Below are 25647 nucleotides of genomic sequence, written 5' to 3' on the forward strand. Positions count from 1 at the left end.
GCCCTCATTTCGGATGCCGCAAACGCGGATTGGTCAGGATCGCGCCAACATCGGCTGCCAGGTTCAGCAGGATGAAGGTGGCGGCGAAGATCAGACAGCAGGCCTGCACGATCGGGAAATCGCGTTTGGCGACTGCGTCCACCAGAAGCTGGCCAACGCCCGGATAGACGAAGACAACTTCCACCAGGACCACACCGGTGATGAGATAGGCGAGATTGAGCGCAACCACGTTGATGATCGGCGCCCAGGCGTTGGGCAGGGCATGCTTGACGATCACCTTCCAGGGCGGCACCCCTTTCAGCCGCGCCATCTCGATGTAGGGCGAGGCCAGAAGGTTGATGATCGCGGCGCGCGTCATGCGCATCATGTGCGCCGTTACCACCAGAACCAGGGTCAGCGCGGGCAGGAACGTTCGATGCAACAGATCTCCAAAGCTCATGTCCGCGCTGAGGCTCGCAATGGCGGGGAAATAGTTGGATTTGACCGCCAGATAGAGAATGAGAATGTAGCCGAGAAAGAATTCCGGCGAGGAAATCGATGTCAGCGTCAGAACGTTGGCAACCCGGTCGAACAGCGTGTTGCGCAGCAGGGCGACAATCACACCGAGAACAATGGAGACCGGCACCGCGATGACAGCGGCATAGGTCGCCAGGAACAGCGTGTTGACGAACCTGTCGCTGATGGCCGCGCTGACCCGTTCGCCGGAGACGAGCGAGACACCGAAATCGCCAGTGAGAGCACCGGCAAGCCAATGGAAATATCGAATGACGGCCGGCTGGTCGAGGCCAAGCTTCTCTCTCAGGGCGGCGACTGTTTCAGGCGTTGCTCCCTGTCCGAGAACGGCCTGGGCGATGTCGCCGGGCAGTAGTTCGACTGCAAAGAAGATCAGGATAGAGACCACAAGCAGTGTGATCGCCCCTAAGCCAAGTCTCTTCAGGACCAGCTGTAGGATGTCCCCCATATGTCCCTCCAAAATAGGAAAGCCCGACACGGCTCAATGCGCCGCCGGACACACATCGGGCAGGTTTCCTGTCAGCTTTTTTTGATTTGCTTTGGCAGGAGTCCTGTCCGTCCAGGACGGCCCTGTCCCGTGACCGGGGCAGGGCCAGATTGCAGGCAGCGGCGCTAGCCGCCACCCGAGCCTTCAATCAGGACTCGAACCACCAACGGCTGGCAGCGCGGGCACCATCGTTTTCCCAGCTGGCAGCCAGTTTTTCCGGCGTACCCACCTTCGTGCTGTTAGCGTAAACGAAGTTGTTGAAGAACGGAATGATTGTCCCGCCGTCGTCACGCGCAAGCATGGCCATCTCGCGATACATTTCCGCGCGCCGGGTGTCGTCCAGCTCGGCCTTGGCCTGCAGCAGAAGCTCGTTGAAGCGCGGGTTCTTCCAATGGGACTCGTTCCACGCCGCATCGTTCTTGTAGGCCAGCGTGTACATGACATCAGGTGTCGGACGCGCGCCCCAGGAGACGAGGCAGAACGGCTTCTTCAGCCAGACGTCGGAGTAGTAGCCGTCGTTCGGCTCACGCACGACGTTGATGTTGATACCTGCCGCCTTGGCGTGTTCGGCATAGAGCACCGCCATGTCGACCGCGCCGGCATAGACACTGTCCGCGGTGCTGAGGCTGACCGTAAGACCTTCCGCGCCCGCCTTCTTGAGCAGGGACTTGGCCTGATCCGGATCGTATTCGCGCTGCGGAATATCATCCGGCCAGTAGGGCTGGGCCGGAGAATGGTGAAAGTCGTTGCCCTTGGTCGCCGCACCGAAGGTGATCTTCTCGATGATATCGTCGCGGTTCATCGCCAGCTTCAGCGCGTTGCGCACATCAGGATTGTCGAACGGTGCCGTGTCGCAGAACATCGGCAGCGTGATGGCCCCCGCGGACGGGATGTTGTGAATCTTGATGTTCGGATTGCGCTGCAAAAGCCCCATGGTCTTCAGCTCGATCAGCGAAACCGCGTCCACATCGCCGGTGACAAGTGCCGTCTGACGGGCATTCGGATCGTTCAGCGTGATGAGCTCGACCTTGTCGAAGTAGGCGCCTTCACCATGCCAGCCGTCATGCCGGCTGAGGCTGAACTGGACGCCGAATTCGCCAGTGTCGATTTTGTAGGGGCCCGTACCGTCGCCGGACTGCCAGTCGATCGTGCCATCGTCGTTGGCCGGGCAGATGGCCATGTGATAGTCGGTCATCAACCACGGGAAGTCGGCGTTGCCGCCGGAAAGCTTCACGACAACGGTGTAGTCGCCGTCCTTGGTGATGTCGGTGACATCGGTCAGCAGCGCCTTGGCGGCGGAAGTGGTCTTTTCACCACGGTGGTGGTTCAGCGAGGCGATAACATCATCAGCCGTCAGCTTCTTGCCGCTATGGAACGTGGCGTTTTCGGTGAGTTTGAAGGTCCACTCGGACGCATCCGCGCTGGCTTCCCAGCTTTCGGCCAGATCCGGCCCCAGCGATCCGTCGCCCATGATCATGGTGAGGTAGCTGCGGTGGGTATGGGCGAGGAAAATCATTACACGGGTCAGATAGGTGCCCGGATCGTGAGAGTCTGAGGTGTTGCCGTCATGGATACCCCAGCGAAACGTCCCGCCCTGCTTGGGCTGCGCTTTCGCCTTGGTGGACCAGAGGCCTGTCGCGGTGCTTGCTGTGAGCCCGGCCAACACGGAATATCGAAGGAAATCACGCTTGCTGATCCCTCCCGTGCGGGCCGCTGATTCAAGCCTCTCAAGCATCTCGGCATCTTTGGATTTTGTCATACGACTCCCCTTTCGGTTTTTCTTAAACAGTCTCTTGCCAAATTCCCAAATAGAGCATCCGTGATTTTTTTGTATCCATGATGCTCATTTGCGACATCTACATAGCAAAACACGAACTACCCCTGTCCGGCCACCCCTTCGGGCAAATTCCGAATATAAAAATGTATAATTTAGAACGACTTCCCACATATTGTGCGCAGCAGCATTGTTGTGAAATATTTTTTCTTTTCGCGTGGGGGCGAAAATGCGATCTGCCTATAGCTTTCTCTACTGAGGCGCATCTCAAATAATTCTTTTGGGCGAAGTTCAATATTCTTTGAACCTTTCGGTAAAAAGGCGTGGCGGTTGGTATTTCGGTTTGTAATCGGAAGGATCCAAGCGGCAGAAATGGCACAGGTTTCTTGTCAAAACAGCCGATCTCCCGGGGGCCGGGTGCAGATCACCGGATCCGTCATTGTCCGCGCTATCGACAGCAGCGGCCGTGCGAAATGGGGAAAGCCCGCTGATGCCCGGATCAGGCATCGGGGCGATGCGATGCGGCGCCTGGCGACCCCGCTTTGACTGGTCCACCCGGCCTCCCATCCTTCTTGCGCGTCTTCCCCCAGTGACTTAGATCCTTCTTTGAAGCCGGACAGGACCGGTGTGCTAACGGAGGCCGCATCCATTCTTCCCGTCAGAATTGCCGGCACTGGGCATGCCTTGCCAGCACAGTCCATCACTTCCGAAACGCTTGACCACCGGCTTGGGTTCCATGCCGGGCGAATAAAAAATTTGTCCGGCGTTTCAAGCCGGTTCGTCACAGCAGAGGAAAGCCAGATAGATCTGGCGGTTTCGGCCTGCAAAGCCGCGCTGGAAAAAGCGGGCCAAACGCCGAGGGACGTCGATCTCGTTCTCGGCGCTTGCGGCATCCCCTACCAGACCCTTCCGGCAACTGCGCCGCTGGTGATGCAGAGACTGGGTTTCGCGGATGGTGCTGCGGCAGCCTACGACGTCAACGCGACCTGTCTTTCCTTCCTGAGCGCTGTTGAGCTTGCCGCCAACAAACTTGTGCTCGGGCAAGCCGCGTCAGTGCTGGTGTTTGCGGCGGATATCGCCTCCCGTGCCCTGCCGTGGGAAGACCAGCCCGATGTTGCCGCCCTGTTCGGCGACGGTGCGGCCGCAGCTGTTCTGACGGCAGCAGACGAAAACGGCCCCGGCATTGCAGCTTCTCTGCTGCGCACATACCCTTCGGCCTATGCCGCATGCGAGATCGGAGCCGGCGGCACGCGGTTCGATTTTCACAAGGACCACGAGACTTTCGCCCGTCATGCCGTGTTCCATATGGACGGCAAGGATCTTTTCCGCGTCACGCACAAGCACTTTCCGCAGTTCGTCGACACCCTGCTGTCGAAAGCCGGATGGGGCCGGCAGGATATCGACCTCGTCGTGCCGCATCAGGCAAGCCCGCTTGCGCTTGAGCACATGATCCGGGGAACCGGGATGGAGCGCAGCCGCGTGGTCGACATCAGCTCCACGCACGGCAACCAGATTGCAGCGTCACTGCCGACCGCGCTCGACATTGCCTGGCGCCAGGGCCGGATCGAGCCCGGCATGCGCGTGCTGTTGCTCGGGACATCGGCCGGCGTCACCTTTGGCGGCATGGCCCTGGAGGTTTGACCATGGGGCGTTTGCTGGTGACGGGAGCGACGGGATTTCTGGGCGGCGCACTGATCCGTCATTTGCGCGCCAAGGGCTCCAGTCCCATCGCGCTCGGTCGCAACGAATTGCACTGTCAGCATCTTGAGGCCGAGGGCTTCGATGTCGTGCGCATGGATCTGTCCGGCCCTTGTGATCCAGAGCGTTTCTCCGCCTTTGGCCCGGTCAGCGCCATCGTACACTGCGCAGCGCTCTCCGCGCCCTGGGGGCGGCGCAGCGCCTTCGTGGCGGCGAATGTCACCGGGACGAGGCACCTGCTTGATCTTGCGGGCGAGCTTGGTGTGCGCCGCTTCGTCAACATTTCCTCGCCCACTGTCACTTTCGAGATGAAGGACAAGGAAAACGTGCGGGAAGAGGACCCGCTGCCGCCACCCGTCAACGCCTATGCGGCAACCAAAGCCGAGGCGGAGCGGCTGGTGCTGGCGCGCTCTGAGTTCGGCCCGATCAACCTGCGGCCGCGCGGCCTTTACGGCGCCGGGGACACGACCCTTCTGCCTCGTTTGCTTGCCGCGGCCCACAAGCGGCCCTTGCCGCTTTTCAGGGACGGAGCTGCCTCCATCGACCTGACCCACGTCGAGGATCTGCTCTCAGCCATCGACGCCGCCCTTGAGGCCTCTCCCGCCTGTGAGGGCGAGACGTTCAACATTTCCGGCGGTGATCCTTTACCGGTCCGCTTCATTGTCGACCGCGTCTGTGCCGCCAGGGGTGTTCCGGTGCGCTGGCGAAAGCGCCCCCTCGCTCCGGCGATTTTGGCGGCAAGGCTTCTGGAGAAGGCGTGCCTGATTGTGCCGGGTGCAGGCGAACCTCTGGCAACGCCTTATACGCTTGGTCTCTTCGCCTTCCGGCAGAGCCTCGACATTTCCAAGGCGGCGCGGCTGCTGAGCTGGCGGCCGCAGATCGACTTCGACCGCGGACTTGGTAAAACACTTGGCGAAGGGAGAGCCCTTTGACGCCGGTGTTTGCCAACAGCGCCTTCGTTTCCGCGCCCGAGCGTCTGGTGGTCCGCGGCGGCGGTCGGCACGTGCTTCGCTTCAAGGTGCGCTATGGCGTTTACCAGCATCCGACCGCCGGTCTGGTGCTCATCGATACCGGCTACGGACCTCAGGTCACCGAAGGTCCGGGCCGAAGCCTGCCGCTGCGCCTCTATGACAGGATGCTGCGACCGAAGCTGGTTGAAGAGCACCAGCCGGCCCGCGTGCTTGAACAGCTGAACGCAAGCACAGAAGACGTGGCAGCCATCGTGCTGACCCATTTTCACGCCGACCATGTTGCTGCGCTCACTCTTTTTCCAAAGGCGAAGATCTATGCGAAAGCAGCGGTGCTTGCTCGTATCCTTGCGCGCTCAAGGTTTTCGAACCTCCGCCACGGTATCTTTGACGAGCTGCTGCCGCAGGATCTCACCAGCCGGATCGCTGATATCGCCCAGCTACCTGTCAGGCGTGCTCCCCATGGACTGGGGGAAAGCGCCGATCTCTTTGGGGACGGCACCCTGCTTGCCGTCGACCTGCCCGGCCATGCGGAAGGCCACTTTGGTATCTGCTTTGCCGCGCTGCCGGTGCCGCTGCTTTATGCGGTAGATGCCCAGTGGTGTGCGGCGGCGCTTGCGCCCGGCAAAGCGCCCGGACTGCCCGCGTCTTTGGTCGCTTCAGATCGAAGGGCGCTTGCCGCCAGCACCCGCCGGGTTGCGGCGTTTGTCGAAAACGGCGGTGATGTCCTGCTGTGCCACGATCCGTCCGACAGCCCTTACGACCTGCTGGGATTTCCGGAATGAGCGGGCGTTTTCAGACCGCCGTTGCCTTTTCCGGGACACTCTGGACCTGCCGCAGCGGCCGATCCAGGCAGGCTTTCGAAACCTGGCAGAAGCGGCGGCTGGATACCTGGTTGCGCCAGTCACTTCCCAAGGTCGACTTCTACCGCGATGCGCCACCGCGCCTCGACCAACTCCCTGTCATCGACAAAGCCATCGTGATGAGCCGGTTCGAGACCTTCAACAGGGAGCGGATCACCACAGAGGACGGATGGCGGGCCTTGGAAACAGGCGGCGAGATCAACGGGATCAACATCGGCGCCAGCACGGGCACAAGCGGCAATCGCGGCCTCTATGCCATTACCGCGGCGGAGCGGTTCCGCTGGCTCGGCACCATTCTGGCCAAAACGCTACCCGGCTTTCTGTGGCACCGGGAACGGGTCGCAATCATCCTGCCTCAGTCCTCTTCGCTTTATGAAAGCCCTGCCAGCCTGCGACAGTTGCAGTTGCGGTTCTTCGATCTGCGCCATGGCATTGCCGCCTGGCTGGACGATCTGGAAACCTTCGACCCGACGACCATCGTTGCCCCGCCCCGGGTGCTGCGGCACCTTGCAGAAACATCGAACCGCCTTGCCCCGCGAAAGCTCTATGCCGGGGCCGAGACGCTCGATCCTGTCGACCGGGTCGTCATCGAACAGAGGTTCGGCCTCACGCTCGGGCAGATCTACATGGCAACCGAAGGCCTTTTTGCCGTCACATGCGCCCAGGGGCGTCTGCATCTTGCCGAGGACGCCAATTATTTCGAGTTAGAGCCGGTCGCAAACGGTCTCGTCACCCCACTGGTGACAGGCTTTCGCCGGGATTTCCAGATCATGGCCAGATACCGGATGAACGACCTCTTGCGTCTGTCGTCAGACCCCTGCACCTGCGGTTCGCCGCTTCAGGCTGTCGATGAAGTGGTCGGGCGGATGGACGATATCTTTGTCTTCGCCAACGCAGCGGGAGTGGAAGTGCCTGTCACACCCGACATCCTGCGCAATGCGGTTCTGGACGCTTCCCGCGAGATTTCCGATTTTCGCCTTGTGCAGGAAGACGATGGATCGGTGACCCTGCTGCTGCCGCCCGATCTGCCGGATACAAGTGCTGAAGCGGCGCGCATGGCACTCGGCAAGACCCTGAGCACACAGGGGCTGACACCAGCAATTTCCCTTCACCGGGAACGTTTGCCTCTGGAACGCCCCCGCAAGCTGCGGCGGGTGGAATGCCGGCTGAAGCGGCAGGGGCGGCCATGACGACCGAACAGGATCCTGCCATTAGGGACACTTCAGACCGCGGAGGTGTGCGCAATGACCCGGAGACCGTCCGCGCCTTCGTGCGCTTGTGCAACGACTTCGCAATGCCTGACCTTGTCGCCAACCTCACGACACGCGTCAGTATGCTGGAGATTGCCGGGCGCTGTTTTCCGGTGACGATCAACGAACCGAGCCGTCCGCCGACGTGCTACATCTGCTCGCCCAGCGCCGCCTATATCAACTATGCCATCGAGGAAACGCGCAACTTCCTGAAGTCGCCGCTGACCTACCATCTGGTGCGACCACTGATCCGGGCCTGCGCGCCCTTGATCGCCGCCAGCGGACTTGACCGGCAGGTGCAGGTGAACAACTGGCTGCTATCAACCAATCCCGTGCCGGAGATCGATCCGACCGCTGCCCGCGAGATTGCCAGCACGCTATCGCAGCGCCATCCCGAGCATGCCATCGTCATCCGGTCGCTCAATGGCCGGGCCGACCGAACAACGATGAATGCCCTCAGGCAGGCGGGGTTCAGGCTTCTGGCCGCCCGGCGGATCTATCTCTATTCGGGCGACAAGACGCCAGGCAAGGGGACGCAAAACCGCCGTTACGACGTGAAGCTGATGCAGCGAACGCCTTATCGGCTCGCGGAAAATGACAGTTTCAGCGGTCAGGATTTTGCCCGTGCCGCAGAGCTCTACAAGATGCTCTATCTCGACAAGTACACCCCGCTCAATCCGCAGTACACGGCAACCTACATCCGCGAATGCCACCGCAGGGGCCTGTTCCAACTGCTTGGGTATCGCGACGCAAGCGGCCGGTTGGCAGCGGTCGCCGGTTTCTTTGCAAACGGCCGCACGTTGACGCAGCCGCTGGTCGGATACGATACCCGCCTGCCGCTGAAGGATGGGCTCTATCGGCTGGTGATGGCAGCGGGTCAGGAGATCGCCGAACGGCACACTCTCTTTTTCAACATGAGTGCGGGCGCGGGCCACTTCAAACGCCTGCGCGGGGCGGAACCGGAAATCGAGTTCAACGCCGTCTATGCGGGCCATCTGTCCCGGCGCAGACAACTGGCGGTACGGAGCCTTGAAACGCTTCTGTCGCGCATCGGCATCCCCCTTCTGGAGGCCTTCGACCTATGACTTCATCAAGGGATTACTGGCAGGCCGCAGCGCTTGTGAAGGACGTCAAGCGGCAGCCGTTGCGGCTTGAGTTCGGCGGTGAACCGGTGGTCGTGTTCGAGAGCGGAGCCGGCATTGCGGCTCTGGCCGACCGTTGCCCCCACCGGCTGATGGAGCTGTCGAAAGGAAAGGTCGTCGGGGGCGAGATCGAATGTCCCTACCACGGCTGGCGCTTTGATGGGAGCGGACGCTGCACCGCCATTCCCGGACACCTGGGCGACGTGCCGGGATACCGCATTCCCGGCCTCAAGACGTTCGTCAAGGACGGGGTGGTTTTTCTCTCCAGAGGAGACCCGGCCGGCGAACCTTACCTGCACCCGATGGAAGGCAAAAAGGTGCTGATGCGGCTGGTACGCAGCAGCACCAGGTCGACACTGATCGATACCGCTGAAAACATCCTCGATGCGACCCATACCCATTTCACCCACAAGGGCCTGCTACGCGGCCTCAGCAGCAAACGCCATCGGGTTCGGGTCGACATCACCGGTGGACCGGGCTGGGTCGAGGCCGTCTATACGGGAGAAGACCGGCAGCACGGCCTGATCAGCAAGCTGCTGGAAGCCGGACGGGTCCGGACTGTCGGGCGCTATCGTTTTCCCGGCATCGCCGAGCTTGAATACTGGGGCGAAAACGGCCTTGCGCTGGCAACCACCTTTCATCTGCGGCAGGCGGCAGACGGACGTGTTGAGGGGGTTGGCTTCCTCATCGGCCCGCACAAAGGCCTGCTCGACCGGATCAAGTCCTGGGTCTTCCAGCCCATGTTCCGCATCGCTCTGGAACAGGACCGCCGCGTGCTGACATCCTCGCTTGAAAACGCAGCTCGGTTTCCGGACGCAAAGCCTCTGATCGGACCGCTCGACTATTTGCGCAGGGACATCGAAGCAATTGAAAAAGGCGAGCTACCGGGCGCCGCGCAATCCCCCAGGACCGCTTATATCGAGCTTTGATCCGGCCCGTTCCACTCGATGTCCCTTGTGGTGGCGCTTTGAAGGCTGATGCGATTGCGCAGGGCAATGGCCGCGATTTCCAGAAAGGCTGGTATTTGTGCACGTCCAGGCGCTGGATCGTCCCCGGTTCCGAGGATCTCCTCGGCTGCGCCGAGCACCTTGCGGAAGCGACCGACGTCCCCTGAGCGGAGTGCTGCGGGCAGGCCATAGACCCACATGGCAAGACGCACCGCCTGAATGCGCGATACGTCCGGCAAGACTTCCTGGCCACCTATCGTTAGCGCGCGGACAAACCGGTCCGCGTCTTGGAAAAAGTGCAGGCCGCTGGTTGCGCGTGGATTGCATTCCAGCGGGCGCACAGAGCCGTCTTCAAGGCGCATCAGGTCAAACGAAACCTGCCCGGTCCAACCGGTGTTGCGGGCGAATGTTCCGATAAAAGCCCGTGTTGCCGGGTCCTTTACCGGTTCAAAACAGATCCCAGCGCCAGCACCGGCCCGGTAAAGCGAACGGTACATCGACACTGCCAGCACCTTGCCGTCGCGCGCCAGGACGTAGGCACTGATCTCGTCTCCTTCCAACCGTTCCTGGGCGACCCAGGGCATTGCAGCGCTCGGCGCCACTTGCTTCAACTTGCCGGCGGTAGGCGCCACCAGCACCTGACCGGCGAAGCGCGACCAGACCGGTTTGAACACAAGGTTTCCTGCTTCCTTGCCGAGGCTGGTGATATCCTCCGGGGTCGTCAGCAGCCTTGTTTCGGGTACGGCGATACCGAAGCCTTCACACTGCCTGATGAAGTCGTGCTTGTTGTGGGCCGTCTGAAGCTGGTCGAGGCCTGGTGCGAACACCTCCGCCCCGAGGCTGCGTCTTTCCCTGAGAGCGGTAAGGTAGAAGACCTCTTCGCAGGTCGGGACAATCAGGGACGGCTTTTCCCGTTCGACCAGCGCCTCGAAAGCGTTGGCGAAATCTTCGGGATGAAACCTCGGCGATGGCAGACGCTGATAGACCGCGCAGGCACGGCTTGCGCTGGAGAGAGGCCGGGCGGGCATGTCGGCCAGAACAACGCGCCAACCGGCTGCATGAAACAGCCGGGCGTGATGCAGGGCGACAGGTGCCCGGGCACCCGTTATCAGAACGGTCTGGCCGGAGGATGCTCGGAAGGCAGGCGGCATCGTCGTCAGCTTTCTTTACCGAATGCAGATCCCCGGCACCCTTCAGCGTTCGGCTTCGTAGCGCGCCCTGGTTTCCTCGTTCATAGGATAAAGCCCTGGCAGGCGCGCACCGGCATCCACCTGCTCGACAATCCAGGCTTCCATGCGTTCCTGTTCCGGTGCTTCTTTCAGAACCTCTTCGAGTTTGGCGGCGGGGATCACGACCGCGCCATCACCATCGGCAACGATGATGTCACCCGGAATAATCGCAACGCCGCCGCAGCCGATGGTTTCCTGCCAGCCGACGAAGGTAAGACCAGCAACCGATGGCCGGGCCGAAACGCCGCTGCACCAGACCGGAAGATCCGACGCCAGGACGCCGCTGAGATCGCGCACCGTGCCGTCGGTCACCATGCCGGCAACATTGCGCTTGCGCATGCGGGCACACAGGATATCGCCGAAGACACCGGCGTCCCGGATGCCCATTGCGTCGATGACCGCAACACATCCTTCCGGCATCTCCTCGATGGCGGCACGCGTTGAAATGGGCGAGCCCCAGGAGGCGGGCGTTGCCAGGTCTTCGCGCGCAGGCACGAACCGGAGGGTGAAGGCCGGTCCGACAATCCGGGGTTTGGCGCGGTCGAGGGGCATCGCTCCGCGGATCCAGACGTTGCGCAGTCCCTTTTTCAGGAGGATCGTGGTGAGCGTCGCGGTGCTGACGGATTTCAGGATTTCGACGGCTTCAGCGGACAGGGTCATAAAGGTCTCCGGAAGATGGCGCTGACGGGGAGCGGAAGGACAGCAACTTTTCAAAAGCCATGCCGCTGATCCCGTACGGGGCGTTGTCCCGGCGCGGGCTCAAGCGGTGGAGGCGGCATATTCGGCCGGATCGCATTGCCAGCCAAGAGGTTTTTGAGCTGTGCGGATCTGAAGACGCGTTGGCGGGCAACACGCTGGAAACGCGCCTTAGCCTTGGATGCCAGAGCGGTGACACGCAGGTGTCAGGACCTCTGAACGTCAAGTCGATTTGGAGGCCAGGGCATCAGAGGCGGCAGAAGCTGTGAGCACTCCCCTGCTGGAGCGCGCCGGAGGCACCAACGACAGGCACACGGCATCCGGCTCTCTTGAAACCGAGGCCGGACGTTAGCGTGAATGACCGTTGTGCTTGCAGCAGGCTGCGGGATCAGGAAATCGTCAGTTCAAGCGCCGGGTGGAGACGCTGCAGGTTGCGGAGCGATTTCGACTGCCAGGGAATGGACTTGGAACCAAGAACGCGAACGCCGACTTCCGGCTGCTTTCTGATTTCGATCGTGAATTTGGCGAGAAGGTTGATGCCGGAGCTGTTCAGGAATTCCAGGCTGGTCAGATCCATCGTGATGAGTTCCGGCTTGGCTGCCAGAACCGAATTCATGATCTCCAGAATAGGGGCATAGGCATCCGTTCCTGAAAGCCGCATCGTTCCTTCGTAGTGGATGTCGGAGCCTTCAGTCCAAACGCGGTAATCGTTCGTGCTGATTTCCATTTTGGTATCTTCCTTTGGAATATGTCAGCGATCAGGAAAGTCGCAAAGAAGCATATGTCGTCAACTCAACGCCTTCACTTACACGCTCAGACGCGAAAGACCAGCCCAATTTGGCTTCGTAGTCGCTCATAAGTGTGAGCAAACCCAGTCCTGAGCCGGAGGAATCCGGGTTGAGGGCGTTCTCCTCGATACGTTCCAGGAGCAGCTCTCCCGGCTCGCGTTCGAGCAGGCCTTTCAGGTGAACCTGAAACTTGCTGGCCGTTTCCTGGTCGATCCGGTTCACGATCCGGATTTCAAACGTCTGGTCTTCCAGCGAGCTGTGAATCGCGACATCCCCGCCGTGACGGAACTTGATCGCGTTTTCCAGGATCTCGTTGATCATGTAACTGATGCTGTGGCGCGCATCGACCTGATCGATGCCCTTGCCACAGGCCCTGCTGAAATATTCCCCGATAAAATCCGACGTAAGGCCGCAATGATGCCAGCTCAGCTCCAGCGGTTCTGCCTTCAACGTGAGACAAAACTGTCTCGCGTCTCCGCCATTCACAGCAGTCGTTTCTCCAAAATCCTCGACCATGCCTTACCTATGCTTCAACACAACAAGAGTGATGTCATCAAATACCTTGTAGTCGCCGATATGCGACTTCACATCGTGAATGACCGCCGCCGCAATACCCTTTGCGGTTTTCTCGCGGTTTTCATGGGCGCTCTGGGCAAGCCGGTCGAGGCCATACATCTCGCCCTTGGCGTTTTCCGCCTCCGTAATCCCGTCCGTGTGCAGGATGAGAATGTCCTCAGGTCCGAACGCGAGGTCGAGTGTCGCCACGAAGGGTGAAATATCGGCCTCGAGCCCGACCGGGAAACCGAGATCCATCGTGTCGATGCGCTCGGTTTCGCCATTGGCACGGATGATCAGCACTTCCTCGTGCTGGCCGGACAGGGTGACCTGGCCGTCTTCATAGTCGACGAAGGCGAGCGTCAGGTGCTTGTCGGATCTGGTGCGGGTGATGTTCTTGTAGACGGCACGGTTCAGCACATCCAGGAAGGCGATCGGGTCCTTGTCGCCTTTTTCCTGAAGCGCCCGGGCGACCGACTGAACCATCAGCATCAGGACGCCGCTTTCCAGCCCGTGGCCGGTCACGTCGCCGATACCGACCTTGATGCGGCTGCCGTCGAACAGAACGTCGTAGTAATCGCCGCCGACCTCGTCTGCCGGCTCCATGAAGGCGGCAATTTCGATCTGCGGGATGACTTCCAGTTCGCTCAGGCGCGGCAGGACCATTTCCTGGATGCGCTTGGCGACATCCAGCTCCGCCCCAAGGCGCAGGTTTTCCGATTTCAGCCGCTTGTTCAGCTCGCCGATCTCGCGGTTCGCGGTTTCCAGCTTCCTGGTTCGCTCCTCAACGAGATTTTCAAGGTTCTCGGTGTGATAACTGATCTCGTCAGCCATGCGGTTGAAGGCCAGGCCCACCGCAGCGACCTCGTCGCGGGTCGGTATGGCAACGCGAACAGAATAGTCCTTGTTCTGAAGCGCGCGCGCCGCCTCGGCCAGTTGCGACAGGCCCTTGGTGATGCGGCCGGAAATGGCATAGACAGCGAGAAACACCACGAGAATGCTGACGCAGAAAGCAATGAGCTGATAGTTCAGAATCCGGGCCGTCGCTTCGGAGATGTTGTTGGTGGCATCGATCAGCGACTGGTAGATCTCGCGTTCGGACACGACGAAGCCGAGCGTCATCGTTTCCGAGGTGATGCCAGCGCCATCCCAAAGGTTCGTCGGATTGAGCTGCTTGAGAACCAGAAGGTAGGGAACCTCCTCGCCGCCGTTCTCAAGAAAGATATGCTTGATAACGGTCTCGTCCTTGGCGCTCAGTTCAAGAGACGCGATGGCCGGCTGGCTGCTTTCCTTGAGGTTCCGGTTCACGCCCGTGACCCCCTGGCCACTGACATCGCTGGAGACCAGCCCCAGGGTCTGCTCGCCGGCCTTCGGCGTTGCCACGACATTGCCGTCGGACATCGTCAGGAAACCGAAACCGCTTTCCGAAATCTCGAGGCTCTCGACAAGTGAGGTAAGCTGCTCGAGCGTGATGTCGACCGCCACCATGCCCGCAACGTCTTGGCGGTCCTGCGTCCACAGGGGATGGAAGAAGCTGACGATCAGCTTGCCCGTGATCGCATCGATGTAGGGAGCGGTGGTGACGATATTGGAGTCAACCGGCTTGGAGGACGGATCCTTGATCCACGCCTGCCAGCCTTCGTAAACGCCGGGAAAGAAGAAATCCCAGAAGTTCGCGCCCTCGTTATGGCCGGGGTACAAGAGGTCGAATGTCTGCGCCTGTTCCGAATAGGGCGTCGCACGCATGATCGACGCGTCCTTTGGACCGACGTAATAGATCTGCAGCTTGGGCGCGCCCGTCGACATCATCGACGGACCGACGAGGCTGAGGAAGGAGCTGTGCTTCAGCTCTTCGGCGGCCTTTGGAACCGGGTTCTTGTTTTCATCAAGCAAATAGCCCCAAACGCTGACGGCGGAGGGAACGCCCTCCGTGTTCTGCGACCAGCCGCCCTTTTCGTCATAGACCAGCTCGGACGAAAACGCGGGACTGCCTTCGATCGTGTTGCCAACCGCTTCCTGGACTTGCGGGTTGTCGATCAGCGTCTGCATGGATGAGGCAAGCGTCGCAAGTTCGGAATGGACGCGTTCGATCATAAGGTCGGCGCGGAAGGCCGTCGTGTCGATATAGGTCTGCAGATAGTCTTCGGTCGCTGTGGTCAGGCCTTCACCGACCTGCTCCGTCGCATCCCTGGACAGTTTCTGCACGTTCCAGATGCCGATGCCGCCGGCAAGTGCCAGATCGAACAGAACAGCGACGCCGACCACGAGCATGAACTTGGCCCGAAAGCTTCGCAGGGAAAAACGGCCGATCTGCTTTTCGCTCTGGGGACTGGTTACCGGTGCGTTCATAGCGGCTTACGTCCCGACGCAACCCAGATCGGCCAGCCTGCGTAGCCCTTGGGGTGGAGCGCTGCGAAAATATGATCGTCGAAGCCCTTGGCGAACCGCTCGATGAACTCGGCGCTGTCGCCGCGTTCCTGCGCCATTTTGCCGGCGAAGAGATTTTTCCAAGAGGCGATGACATCCGCGAAATCCTGCGGATCGCCATCCGTGTTGTTGACCATGAAGGATCCGATGGTCACGTTTTCAAAGCCACCGTCGATCAGGAGGCGCCGGCTCTTCGGACCGATTTCGATGTCCATGTCGAAATGATGCCAGAGTTTGGCGACCTCGTTATAGGTCCACTGAATGCTTTCCGATCTCGGTTCGCCGAGGCAGTGCGAGTTCTTTTCGTTGGTGACATAGACGCGGCCACCCGGCTTGCAGATGCGGTAAAGCTCTTTCAGGATCAGCTCCGGCTGGTCGAACACCTGCAGGGAATGGCGGCAGGTCACGAAATCGAACTGATTGTCTTCCAGCAGCATGTCCGCAGCGTCGCCGAAGACATAATCAATGCCCCGGATACCGAAGTCGGCGGCGACACGGCGCGCGTAATCGAGGCTGGATCTGGAATGGTCCAGCGCGACCAGCCTGTCCGGCTCGAATTCCTTTTGCAGAAGCACGGCGAAATCGCCGATGCCGCAGCAAATGTCTGCCACCTGCATGCCCGGTTTCAGGCCGTGCTTGCGCAGAAGTTCCTTTTCGTGCCGCCAGGTGAGCTTTGTCTGGGTCCGCAGGACATGAATAAACTCGCTGTCTTCGACGAACGACTGGCCGGGATAGAATTCGTTGTCGTACTCACTGACGGTGATCTTGTCGGACATCGTCTCGAGCACGGCGAACTTGCGCGTTGCCCAGCCGACCACGCTCGACGTCGTGACGTGAACGCTCAGGTCGCTGCGGCTACGCACAAGGTCCAGTATTTTGCCGGCAAAGGCATGGAAGGCGACGTTATTCATGCGCACAAGGCGTCTGACATTGACGTAGAACTTGCCGCTCACCTTGGCGACGGACTGTTCCATCGCGGAAAAGCAGCCGTTCAGCTCGTCGGCCCGCTGCGGGCGCAGGCTGCCATGAAGGGAGAACTCCTGATCGTTCTCGTTAAAGGTCCACTGAAAGGCCTGTGTCATATTATCAGCGATCATTCTGCATCGTCCTCAAGCACGAGCTCCGCGACCAGGCTCATGCGGCCGTCTTCATTCCGTCCGATGGCAAGCCGGGCGCCGTAATCAACGCCGAGTTCCAAAAGTCCAAGGCTTGCATCCGGTTCGGCGTCGGCAAACAGCGCCTCCAGATACAGCGTTTCGGCGTTGTCGCCGTTTACTTTGGCAATGGCCGCCTCATAGACCTTGTAGGTCTCCTCATCGGCGGGAAAGGTCAGTTCGATCCGGTCGACGTTGCCGTCGCGCAGAACCGCGCATTGCAATTTGCCGCTCGAACCGTGCGTGCGGTAGACCGCTTCCAGCAGTTCGTTCAGAGCCGACGAATAGAGATTGGAGAACAGGAGCGAATCCAGCCGGTTATGACTGACCATCCGGGCGATGTACCCCGACATGAGATCGCAATGGGTCCAGTCGGTGCAAAAATCCTTGATGTCCAAATCCAGGTGAATCATCTGCGGCAAACCGGAATTCAAGGATATGCCTTCAGAAGGTGCCTGCATTTTTATTCCCCCGCTGGCGTGGTCGATTGCACCTCAAAGGGGTGCACTTCTGTTTTATACGAGAAAGCTGGAAATTTTGGCCGATTGAACTCGTGTCATCGATAATTCATGTCTTTAACAATAGGGTGTCGCTCATTGCCAAGAATATATCAACCGAGATTGTTCCCATGGTTTGTACTTCATCAGCGTAGCATCCCAACTCTAAACTTTGGGTTTCCACCGCCCGTCCTTAACGGCATTCTTCCTTGATCAAGACAAACGCCAGTAATTGCCGCAGTGCATCATGGCCGCATGCTTTTTCTGCTGACCTCGCAACGTCGCAGAGACCTTGAGAAAATCCCCTTCAGATCAAGTCGGCCTCCGCTGGCGTTTATCTGCCTGCCGGCACCGCTCACGACACATTCCCCTCACAACACATGCCATGCCCGGCCGCGGGAACCGCCTGAAACCCGTACTTTGTCAGGAGGCGTATTTTGCTGATGCGCTCCGCCCTAAGGCCAGCTTGGCGTGCCGATTGAGCCACGTTTTCCGTGGCGTCCGCCGAACCTTGCAGTGATTCGCGCGGTGGGCATGGCCGCGCCGAATACGCCAACCGGCGGCAAGGTGCACGCATCTAGCCGCCGGCTCCTTCTCCAAAGCAGATCTTTGCCGCCTTATCGTTTCGGCAGGATGTTGTGCTCCGGCCCGAACGGGAAACCGGTGATGTTTTCAGCACCGTCTTGCGTCACGATCAGGATGTCATGCTCCCGGTAACCGCCCGCGCCCGCTTCGCCTTCGGGGATCATGATCATCGGTTCCATGGAGACGACCATGCCCGGTTGAAGCACCGTCTCGACATCCTCGCGCAGTTCCACCGAGGCTTCCCGGCCGTAGTAATGGCTTAGCACGCCGAAGGAATGGCCGTAGCCGAAGCTGCGGTACTTCAGGAGATCGTGGCTGCGGTAGATGTCGTTCAGCTCAATTGCGATATCGCAGCAGCGCGCGCCCGGCCTGATCAGCTTCAGTCCCTCGCGGTGAACATGGCAGTTGATCTCCCACAGGCGCAGATGCTCGTCGGAGGCATATTCGCAGAACAGGGTCCGCTCCAGTGCGGTGTAATAGCCGAAGATCATCGGGAAGCAGTTGAGGCTGAGGATATCTCCCGCTTCGACCCTCTTGTTGGTGACCGGGTTGTGAGCCCCATCCGTGTTGATGCCCGACTGGAACCAGGTCCAGGTGTCCATCAGCTCGACGAACGGGAAGGACTTCGCGATTTCGCGGATCATGGCATTGGTCGAGGCCATGGCGATTTCGTGCTCGGGGACACCGGCCTGAACCGCGTCCACCAGAGCCGCTCCGCCGACATCGCAGATGCGTGCACCTTCGCGGATCAGCACGTGCTCCTCGTCGCTTTTGATCGTGCGCTGCGCCATGGCATCGGCTGCAATATCGACCAGCTCCACACCCGGCAGTGCGGCTTCCAGAAGCTTCAGCATGTCGAGGGAGACGTGATCGAACTCGATGCCGATGCGCTTGACTGAAGGATTGGGCATGCCAAGCAGTGACTGGATGGCATGAAAATAATTGTCCCGGCGCCAGTCGGTGTAGATCACCGTATCGCCATGGGTCCTGCGCCAAGGCTGGCCGCCATCGATACCGGCTGCAATCGTGGTTGCCTTGTCCTGCGTGACCAGGAAGCCGTACTTGCGACCGAAGTAACAATAGAGGAAGCCCGAGTAGTAACAGATGTTGTGATAGGAGGTGAACAGCGCGGCATCGATCTGCCGGTCTTCCATCAGCTTGCGGAGCTTGGCCTGGCGGCTGTCCATTTCTGCGGCTGAAAAGGGCGAAAACGCCTTCTCTCCATTGTTCATTTCGTAGATGCGGATCATGTCATTACTCATTGAAGGCTCCTTCCGTTTGGTTCAGCTTTCGGTTTCCGGCGCCTGAAACGCAAAACGGGCCGGCTTCCGCGAAGAAGCCGGCCCGCCAGGCCCAAATTCACAATGTCTTGCTACCGGGAGATCCTGTCTCCACCCGGTGACTGGCGTTCCGCCACCGGCTCAAGGTGAAAGCAGCGGGGCGCTCTTCGCGCCCGTCCGGGATCAGCCCGGCGACAGACCTCTCAGGCGTTCGGACCTGCGGCGCAACAGCTCCAGCACGGTCAGCAGACAGATGGAGATGGCCACCATCAGGGATGCCACCGCCAGAATGGTCGGCGAGATCTGTTCGCGCAGGCCAGTGAACATCTGCCACGGCAGGGTCTTCTGACCGGCAGAGCCGAGGAACAGCACCACCACCACTTCATCGAAGGAGGTGATGAAGGCAAACAGCGCACCGGAAACGACACCCGGAATGATCAGCGGCATCTGCACCTTGAAGAAGGTGGTGACCGGGTTGGCGCCAAGGCTGGCCGAGGCCCGGACGAGGCTTCGGTCGAAGCCGACCAGCGTCGCCGTCACCGTGATGATGACGAAAGGCGTGCCGAGTGCGGCATGGGCCAGAACCACGCCCCAGTAGGTACCCTGCAGGCCGATGCGCGAATAGAAGAAATACATGCCCGCCGCCGAGATGATCAGCGGCACGATCATCGGCGAAATCAGCACCGCCATTATCGCGGACTTGTAGGGCACATGGGACTGTGACAGGCCGATGGCCGCCAGGGTGCCGAAGCCAGTTGCCAGAATGGTGGCGACAGGTGCGATCATCACCGAGTTGGTCAGCGCCTGCTGCCAGTCCGGATTGGTGAAGAAATCCTGGTAGTGCTTGAAGGAATAGCCTGCCGGATCAAGGGCCAGCATTTCCTTGGTGAAGGTGAAGAAGTTCTCCGCGTTGAAGCTGAGCGGGAGGATCACCAGGATCGGGAAGATCAGGAAGAAGAAGATCAGCCCGCAGATCACCCGGAACATATAGTACCAGGTGATCTGGAGAGGAGACGCGTAGGGAGGAAGTGCACTCATGCCGCCACCTATCCGAGTTTCACGTTATCGATGCCGACGATCTTGTCGTAGACAACAAAGAGCACCATGACCGCCACGAGCAGCAACGTGCCGAGAGCAGCACCCAGACCCCAGTTGAGCGACGACGAGATGTGATAGGCAATCCGGTTGGAAATGAAGATGCCCGATGTTCCGCCCACCAGTTCCGGCGTGATGTAGTAGCCGATCGACAGAATGAAGACGAGAACGGCACCCGCACCGATACCAGGGATAGTCTGCGGGAAATACACCCGCCAGAACGCGGTCCAGTCATTGGCGCCAAGGCTCTTGGCCGCGCGCACATAGGACGGCGAAATGGTTTTCATGACCGAGTAGAGCGGCAGGATCATGAACGGCAGCAGGATGTGCGTCATGGCGATGATCGTGCCGGTCTGGTTGTTGATCATCACCAGCCGCCCGGCGTCGGTGATGATCCCTGTCCAGACAAGGAAATCGTTGATCACCCCCTGTTGCTGCAACAGCACCTTCCAGGCAGACGTGCGCACCAGCAGCGATGTCCAGAACGGCAGCAGAACCAGGATCATCAAGAGGTTGGACGAGCGCAGCGGCAGAGCCGACAGCAGGAACGCGATCGGATAGCCGAGAAGCAGGCAGGAAACGGTAATGGCGACGGACAGGAACAGCGTGCGGCCGAACAGATACATGTAGATCCGTTCGTCCTCCGGCTTCAGTTCGATGCCGTTCGCGGTCTGCTGTGCATCGAAGGCATTCAGGAAGTAGCCGGGCGTATAGCGCGGCGAGAACCGTTTGAGCACCTGCCATGTCTCGACAGCGCCCCAGTCCTTGTCCAGGTCGATGAATTGTTCCTTGAAGGGTCCGGCTTCGTCCATGCGCTTGATGCCGCGGCCCGTCTTGCGGAACAGGCTGGAGATACCGGATTCCTCGTAATTGAGGCGTGAGCCGAGGCGGGTATGGGTCTTTTCCTCCACCGCGACGGCCATGTCGTCGTAAAGCGCCACGAAGACGGCTTCATCAGGCACGGTGCCGGAAGTCGGGTCCCACTCCTGAAGGGCCACGACGGTCTTGGGAAGCGTATCTTCCACGATCCCGTTTTCGACCGAGCGGAACAGCATGTCCACGATCGGGGCTACGAAGGTGAGCAGGACAAAAATCAGCAGGGGCGCAATCAGCGCCAGGGCGCGCAGCTTCTCGCGGCGCAGCGCCTTGGCAAGGGCCACCTTTAGCGGCTTGCCGTCTTGCGTCGTCAGAACCTCGCCCGCGTGGGTATCGCTCATGAAACAGTCTTCCGCAAATCCGTTGGGAGATCCGGGTGGAGCAAGCCCCACCCGGACCGGTTTTCTCCTGTCCGCGTTCATCCGAACGCGGACAGCATCAGGTGATTACTGGGCCAGCCACGCCTGGAATTTGGCGTCGATGTCGTCCCGGTAATCCGCCCACCACTCGTAGTTATAGAGGAAGGTGTTCTTGGCGTTGTTCGGGTCGGTCGGCATATGCGGAGCCATTTCGATGCCGAGGTCAGCGTGCTTGCCAACCAGCGGAGCCGAAGACTTGCGAGCCGGGCCGTAGGAGATGTATTTCGCCTGATCCGCCAGACGCTGGGTGTCTGTGGCGTATTTGACGAAGTCCTTCACCATGGCGAGACGGTCTTCCGGCAGACCGGCCGGGATGATCCAGCCGTCAAGGTCGAACACCTGAGCGTCCCACAGCATCTTCACCGGCTGATCCTGCTCTTCGATGAGAGAGAACAGACGGCCGTTGTAGGTGGAGCCGATCACGACTTCCTTGTCAGCCAGAAGCTGCGGGGTTTCCGCACCAGCGGACCACCACACGACATTGTCCTTGATGGTGTCGAGCTTCTTGAAAGCCCGTTCCTGACCTTCTTCGGTCTCAAGAACGTTGTAGACTTCTTCCTTCGGCACGCCGTCGCACAGAAGAGCCCATTCCATGTTGTTGATCGGGCGCTTTTCCAGCGAGCGCTTGCCCGGGAACGTTTCCAGATCGAACACGTCACAGATATCGTCGGGCTCCTTGCCGTTCCATTCTGCTACGTCGGAACGATAGCCGAAGGTGGTGGAGTAGACGATCTGCGGAATGAAGCACTCGGACACCAGCAGGTCGCCGAAGTCTTCAGAAGCCTTGGTGCCGTCCGGCGCGTCTGCCAGGTCGGTGTCCGGATCGATTTCCAGTGCCAGGCCTTCGTCGCACAGACGGATGGCGTCGGAGGCGACCACGTCAACCAGATCCCACGTGATGTTGCCGGCTTCGTTCATGGCGCGCAGCTTGGCGACAGCCTCGTTCGAAGACTCGTCCCAGATCACGTTGATGTCCGGGTGTTCTGCAACATAGGGATCAGCGTAGGCCGCTTTCTGGGAGGCCTGATAGGCACCGCCCCAGGAAACGATGGTCATGTCCTTCGCCATGGCTGTGCCGCCGGCAAATGCCAGAGCGGTGCCTGCGAGAATTACAGTTTTGAGCTTCATTTGAGTTAGCTCCCTCTTTTAGGATTTAACGGATTTTTCCGTTTTAGTCGCTGGCGGCCGTGGACCGGCCGCCCGGCGATTTCAGACAACCGCATCAAGCGCCTTGCAGTCGTTCAGCGCCCAGCCCACCTGGACTGTCTCGCCAACGGCAAGCTTACGCTTTTCTCCGCGGTTGCGAACCTTGACGATGAACTCGTCGTTGCCGCCCACATTCATGCGAACGCGGATATGGTCACCGAGATAGATGAGTTCCTCGATCCGGCCATCGACCAGGTTGTCCATCGTGTCATGGGTGTCGAATTCCACCCGCTCGGGCCGAAGGGACAGGGTAGTCTTGTCGCCGACGGCGGACACGTTGACCTTGTCTGCCTTAAGCCTCGTACCGTCATCGATTTCAACAAGGCATTCCGAACCGCTGATCTCAACGACCTTGCCGTTCAGCTTGTTGTTTTCCCCGATGAACTGCGCAACGAAGGAATTTTGCGGATCCTCGTAAAGGTCGTCCGGCGTCGACAGCTGCTGGATGATACCGTCGTTGAACACCGCGACACGATCCGACATGGTCAGCGCCTCGGTCTGATCGTGGGTCACATAGACCACGGTAACACCCAGGTTCTCGTGAATGTGCTTGATCTCGTATTGCATCTGCTCGCGAAGCTGCTTGTCGAGAGCGCCAAGCGGTTCGTCCATCAACACCAGTTCCGGATCGAACACCAGAGCGCGGGCCACGGCGACACGCTGCTGCTGACCACCGGACAACTGGGCCGGGCGGCGGTTGCCGAAGGCACCAAGCTCGACCATTTCAAGCGCCCGCTTGACCTTGTCCTGCTGCTCGGCCTTGCCGACACCGCGGACCTGAAGCGGAAACGCGAGGTTCTCGGCCACCGTCATGTGCGGAAACAGGGCGTAGTTCTGGAAGACCATGCCAATACCGCGCTTGTGCGGGGGCACGTTATTGATCGGGCGGTCGTTCAGATAGATTTCGCCGTGCGTTGCCGGTTCGAAACCGGCCAGCATCATGAGGCAGGTGGTTTTGCCGGAACCGGACGGACCGAGCATGGTCAGAAATTCGCCCGGCGGGATATCGAGATTGAGGTTCTTTACGACCAGGGTTTCCCCGTCATAGCTCTTTTGAACGCTGTCATACTTAACAGCAGCGCCCCGTGTGTTCGCCATTGTGTCCCCAAGTCAGCTTCTATCATTATTATTAGACGCACACCCAATAACCCTCAGGTAACCTCCGTACCCAAAGAGCTATCGTTGTGTGCGAACGTGCATAGAAAAACAAAATTACTGCCATTTGGGAAGGGCTTATGAAAAAAAATTGGATATTTTTTAATCAGGCGTCGACTTAATATTTTGCAGCGCGGTATGAAGCGGGTACTTTTACTCAAGAAGAAGCGCCCGGAGAAAGAAATATCTTTCGCCGGGTTAGCCAATCTTTACTACACAGCAATGTTCTTTGTTGTGCCTCTAGAAGAGTTTCACCCAAGCTAACTTGTACCATTTGTCGTAGAACGTCACGAAATGCTCTCGCAGCGTCATCCGTCGGGAGGGCCGCAAAAAGAGCGCGGACGGTCTGCCCGCAACAAAAAACCCCGCCCGGCAAAGGCCGGACGGGGTCTTGTGCAAAGCACCAAACGTGCAGCGACTATGGCTTATTTATAGTCGTACTTGCCGTCTTTCCACTCGTACCAGACGTAGCCCGGCAGGGTAACGTCACCCTTGTCGTCGAAGGACAGGTCACCAAGAACGGTCTTGAAGTCGCCGTCGTTCAGCGCGCCGACAACGTCGTCATACTCGGTTGAACCGGCAGCAGATGCAGCCTCTGCCCATGCCTGGATGGCGGCATAGGTGTAGAGCGCATAGCCTTCAGCGGTCTTGCCGGCGTCTTCAAGCGCCTTCACGACCGGAGCTGCTACCGGGTTCTTGCGCGGATCCGGAGAGAAGGTCATCAGCGTACCTTCGCCGGCCGGGCCGGTGATCGACCAATATTCGTCGGTCACGAGTGCATCGCCGGAGACGAGGATGGTGCTCATGCCCTGGTCGACCATCTGACGCTTCATAAGGCCGGCTTCGGTGTGATAACCGCCGACATAGAGAACGTCGATGTTTTCCGACTTCAGCTTGGAAACCAGCGCGGTGTAGTCCTTTTCACCGGCCGTATAGGCTTCGTAGAGGGCTTCGGTCTTGCCGGCCGCGTTCATGACTTCCTTGGTCGCATCGGCGAGGCCTTTGCCATAGGCAGTCTTGTCGTGAACGATGGCGATGTTCTTGTCGCCGAATTCCTCTGCCAGATAAGTGCCGGCAACCTGACCCTGCTGGTCGTCACGGCCGCAGACGCGGAAAACACCCGGTCCCGGACGCTCGTCGGTGAACTTCGGGTTGGTGGAAGCCGGAGAAATCTGGACGATGCCTTCTTCCGCGTAAACGGCGGATGCCGGGATGGAAGAGCCCGAGCAGAAGTGGCCGGCCATGAAGACCACGCCCTTGCCGACCATCTGGTTGGCAACGGCAACAGCCTGTTTCGGGTCGCAGGCGTCGTCGCCCACTTCCAGCACCAACTGCTCGCCGTTGACGCCGCCTGCTGCGTTGATGTCCGCCACGGCCTGCTCGGCACCGGCTTTCATCTGTGCGCCGAAGGAAGCGTACTGGCCGGTCATCGGACCTGCAGTTGCAATCACGATGTCTGCAAAAGCGGCAGTGGACATAGCCACACCGGCAATCGCAGCAACGCTAGCCAAAAGATACTTTTTCATCATCAACTCCCCTGGTTCCAGTTATCTGGACCACTTGGATTGGAAGCCCGTGCTTCCGTTTTGGCCGGGCCACAGACGATTTTTGTTGTTTTTCGTCCATTCCCTGCCGGTTCCCCATTGGTGCGGAAAATGCACCTCCGGAATTCTCAGCCCTTGGCGTATTTGTCCGTCTGGCCGGCCTTCAACCGCCAACTGAAGGGACTCGTCTTTTCATAAAGCCACACATATTGCGTCGTCATCTGGTTGGTCCGTGTATAGCGCCATCCTGCAAGCCCGAATGCAAGCAGTATGACGTAATCTACAACCAGATAGTGCACCGACAGAAGCGTTCCATCGAACAAGGCAAAGGTCAGGAACCTGATCGCCAGGCTCAGCAGAAACACGAACCAGAACAGCACGTAAAGCGGCCGCCAGGTGTTGGCACAGGCCCGTCCCGTCATCCAGGCCGCACCGCCACCGAGGCCGCACAGCAGGACGAGAAACACGCCAAAACCGGTCTGATAAAGAATACCCATAG

At 59.7% G+C, this 25647-nt stretch carries 22 protein-coding genes; 6 read left to right on the plus strand and 16 right to left on the minus strand.

Going from position 1 to position 25647, the window contains the following annotated elements:
• Nucleotides 1-4: 4 nt before the first annotated feature.
• Both V1T76_RS18870 and V1T76_RS18875 read right to left on the minus strand, forming a co-directional pair.
• Nucleotides 5-961 carry an ABC transporter permease gene (locus V1T76_RS18870; protein WP_006935299.1) on the minus strand — a complete coding sequence of 319 codons (957 nt, stop codon included), beginning with the start codon at nucleotides 959-961 and terminating at the stop codon, nucleotides 5-7.
• A 187-nt stretch (nucleotides 962-1148) separates the two neighbouring features.
• Nucleotides 1149-2759 carry an ABC transporter substrate-binding protein gene (locus V1T76_RS18875; protein WP_330562184.1) on the minus strand — a complete coding sequence of 537 codons (1611 nt, stop codon included), beginning with the start codon at nucleotides 2757-2759 and terminating at the stop codon, nucleotides 1149-1151.
• A gap of 771 nt (nucleotides 2760-3530) precedes the next feature.
• Here V1T76_RS18875 and V1T76_RS18880 point away from each other — a divergent pair.
• The 6 genes from V1T76_RS18880 to V1T76_RS18905 are packed head-to-tail and all read left to right on the plus strand — an operon-like array spanning nucleotide 3531 to nucleotide 9624.
• Nucleotides 3531-4415 (plus strand): 3-oxoacyl-ACP synthase III family protein, encoded by an 885-nt coding sequence (locus V1T76_RS18880; protein WP_330562185.1) that lies wholly within the window; start codon nucleotides 3531-3533, stop codon nucleotides 4413-4415.
• Nucleotides 4416-4417: 2 nt separating this feature from the next.
• A complete protein-coding gene (locus V1T76_RS18885; RefSeq protein WP_330562186.1) occupies nucleotides 4418-5404 on the plus strand; it encodes an NAD-dependent epimerase/dehydratase family protein in 987 nt (328 codons plus the stop codon).
• 5 nt (nucleotides 5405-5409) lie between these two features.
• Complete coding sequence (locus V1T76_RS18890) at nucleotides 5410-6225, plus strand: MBL fold metallo-hydrolase (protein ID WP_330562345.1); 816 nt, start codon at nucleotides 5410-5412, stop codon at nucleotides 6223-6225.
• Nucleotides 6222-7493, plus strand: a complete 1272-nt coding sequence (locus tag V1T76_RS18895; protein WP_330562187.1) for a F390 synthetase-related protein — start codon at nucleotides 6222-6224, stop codon at nucleotides 7491-7493. The genes V1T76_RS18890 and V1T76_RS18895 overlap by 4 nt, the downstream gene beginning before the upstream one ends.
• Nucleotides 7490-8638, plus strand: coding sequence for a GNAT family N-acetyltransferase (locus tag V1T76_RS18900; protein ID WP_330562188.1), 1149 nt, complete (start codon nucleotides 7490-7492; stop codon nucleotides 8636-8638). Before V1T76_RS18895 ends, V1T76_RS18900 begins: the two co-directional genes overlap by 4 nt.
• Nucleotides 8635-9624, plus strand: a complete 990-nt coding sequence (locus V1T76_RS18905) for a Rieske 2Fe-2S domain-containing protein (protein ID WP_330562189.1) — start codon at nucleotides 8635-8637, stop codon at nucleotides 9622-9624. The genes V1T76_RS18900 and V1T76_RS18905 overlap by 4 nt, the downstream gene beginning before the upstream one ends.
• On the opposite strand, the gene V1T76_RS18910 is transcribed toward V1T76_RS18905, so the two are convergent.
• From V1T76_RS18910 to V1T76_RS18975, 14 genes are all read right to left on the minus strand, one after another.
• Complete coding sequence (locus tag V1T76_RS18910; protein WP_330562190.1) at nucleotides 9609-10793, minus strand: hypothetical protein; 1185 nt, start codon at nucleotides 10791-10793, stop codon at nucleotides 9609-9611. The two genes, V1T76_RS18905 and V1T76_RS18910, sit on opposite strands and share 16 nt — an antisense overlap.
• 42 nt (nucleotides 10794-10835) lie before the next feature.
• On the minus strand, nucleotides 10836-11531 hold the full coding sequence (locus V1T76_RS18915; protein ID WP_330562191.1) for a ribonuclease activity regulator RraA: 696 nt from the start codon (nucleotides 11529-11531) through the stop codon (nucleotides 10836-10838).
• A gap of 424 nt (nucleotides 11532-11955) precedes the next feature.
• Entirely contained in the window at nucleotides 11956-12294 is a 339-nt protein-coding gene (locus tag V1T76_RS18920) for a slr1659 superfamily regulator (RefSeq protein ID WP_148582075.1), read from the minus strand.
• Nucleotides 12295-12325: 31 nt separating this feature from the next.
• Nucleotides 12326-12871 carry a slr1658 superfamily regulator gene (locus V1T76_RS18925; protein ID WP_330562192.1) on the minus strand — a complete coding sequence of 182 codons (546 nt, stop codon included), beginning with the start codon at nucleotides 12869-12871 and terminating at the stop codon, nucleotides 12326-12328.
• Nucleotides 12872-12874: 3 nt separating this feature from the next.
• Nucleotides 12875-15259, minus strand: coding sequence for a SpoIIE family protein phosphatase (locus tag V1T76_RS18930; RefSeq protein WP_330562193.1), 2385 nt, complete (start codon nucleotides 15257-15259; stop codon nucleotides 12875-12877).
• Nucleotides 15256-16434, minus strand: a complete 1179-nt coding sequence (locus V1T76_RS18935) for a class I SAM-dependent methyltransferase (RefSeq protein WP_330562194.1) — start codon at nucleotides 16432-16434, stop codon at nucleotides 15256-15258. Before V1T76_RS18935 ends, V1T76_RS18930 begins: the two co-directional genes overlap by 4 nt.
• The gene (locus V1T76_RS18940; RefSeq protein ID WP_330562195.1) at nucleotides 16431-16952 is read right to left on the minus strand and encodes a ubiquinone biosynthesis methyltransferase UbiE; all 522 of its coding nucleotides are present in this window, start codon (nucleotides 16950-16952) and stop codon (nucleotides 16431-16433) included. Before V1T76_RS18940 ends, V1T76_RS18935 begins: the two co-directional genes overlap by 4 nt.
• Nucleotides 16953-17605: 653 nt before the next feature.
• Complete coding sequence (locus V1T76_RS18945) at nucleotides 17606-18835, minus strand: M24 family metallopeptidase (RefSeq protein ID WP_330562196.1); 1230 nt, start codon at nucleotides 18833-18835, stop codon at nucleotides 17606-17608.
• Between the two features lie 201 nt (nucleotides 18836-19036).
• On the minus strand, nucleotides 19037-19891 hold the full coding sequence (locus V1T76_RS18950) for an ABC transporter permease (protein ID WP_330562197.1): 855 nt from the start codon (nucleotides 19889-19891) through the stop codon (nucleotides 19037-19039).
• An 8-nt stretch (nucleotides 19892-19899) separates the two neighbouring features.
• Nucleotides 19900-21165: an ABC transporter permease gene (locus V1T76_RS18955; RefSeq protein ID WP_330562198.1), complete on the minus strand. Its 1266-nt coding sequence runs from the start codon at nucleotides 21163-21165 to the stop codon at nucleotides 19900-19902.
• A gap of 105 nt (nucleotides 21166-21270) precedes the next feature.
• The gene (locus V1T76_RS18960; RefSeq protein WP_330562199.1) at nucleotides 21271-22371 is read right to left on the minus strand and encodes an extracellular solute-binding protein; all 1101 of its coding nucleotides are present in this window, start codon (nucleotides 22369-22371) and stop codon (nucleotides 21271-21273) included.
• 81 nt (nucleotides 22372-22452) lie between these two features.
• Nucleotides 22453-23547 (minus strand): ABC transporter ATP-binding protein, encoded by a 1095-nt coding sequence (locus V1T76_RS18965; RefSeq protein ID WP_330562200.1) that lies wholly within the window; start codon nucleotides 23545-23547, stop codon nucleotides 22453-22455.
• Between the two features lie 482 nt (nucleotides 23548-24029).
• Nucleotides 24030-25130, minus strand: coding sequence for a branched-chain amino acid ABC transporter substrate-binding protein (locus V1T76_RS18970; RefSeq protein WP_330562346.1), 1101 nt, complete (start codon nucleotides 25128-25130; stop codon nucleotides 24030-24032).
• A 146-nt stretch (nucleotides 25131-25276) separates the two neighbouring features.
• Nucleotides 25277-25645: a DUF6867 family protein gene (locus V1T76_RS18975; protein WP_330562201.1), complete on the minus strand. Its 369-nt coding sequence runs from the start codon at nucleotides 25643-25645 to the stop codon at nucleotides 25277-25279.
• Between the last annotated feature and the right edge of the window lie 2 nt (nucleotides 25646-25647).

Source organism: Roseibium sp. FZY0029, assembly GCF_036350355.1.
Lineage (GTDB): Bacteria > Pseudomonadota > Alphaproteobacteria > Rhizobiales > Stappiaceae > Roseibium.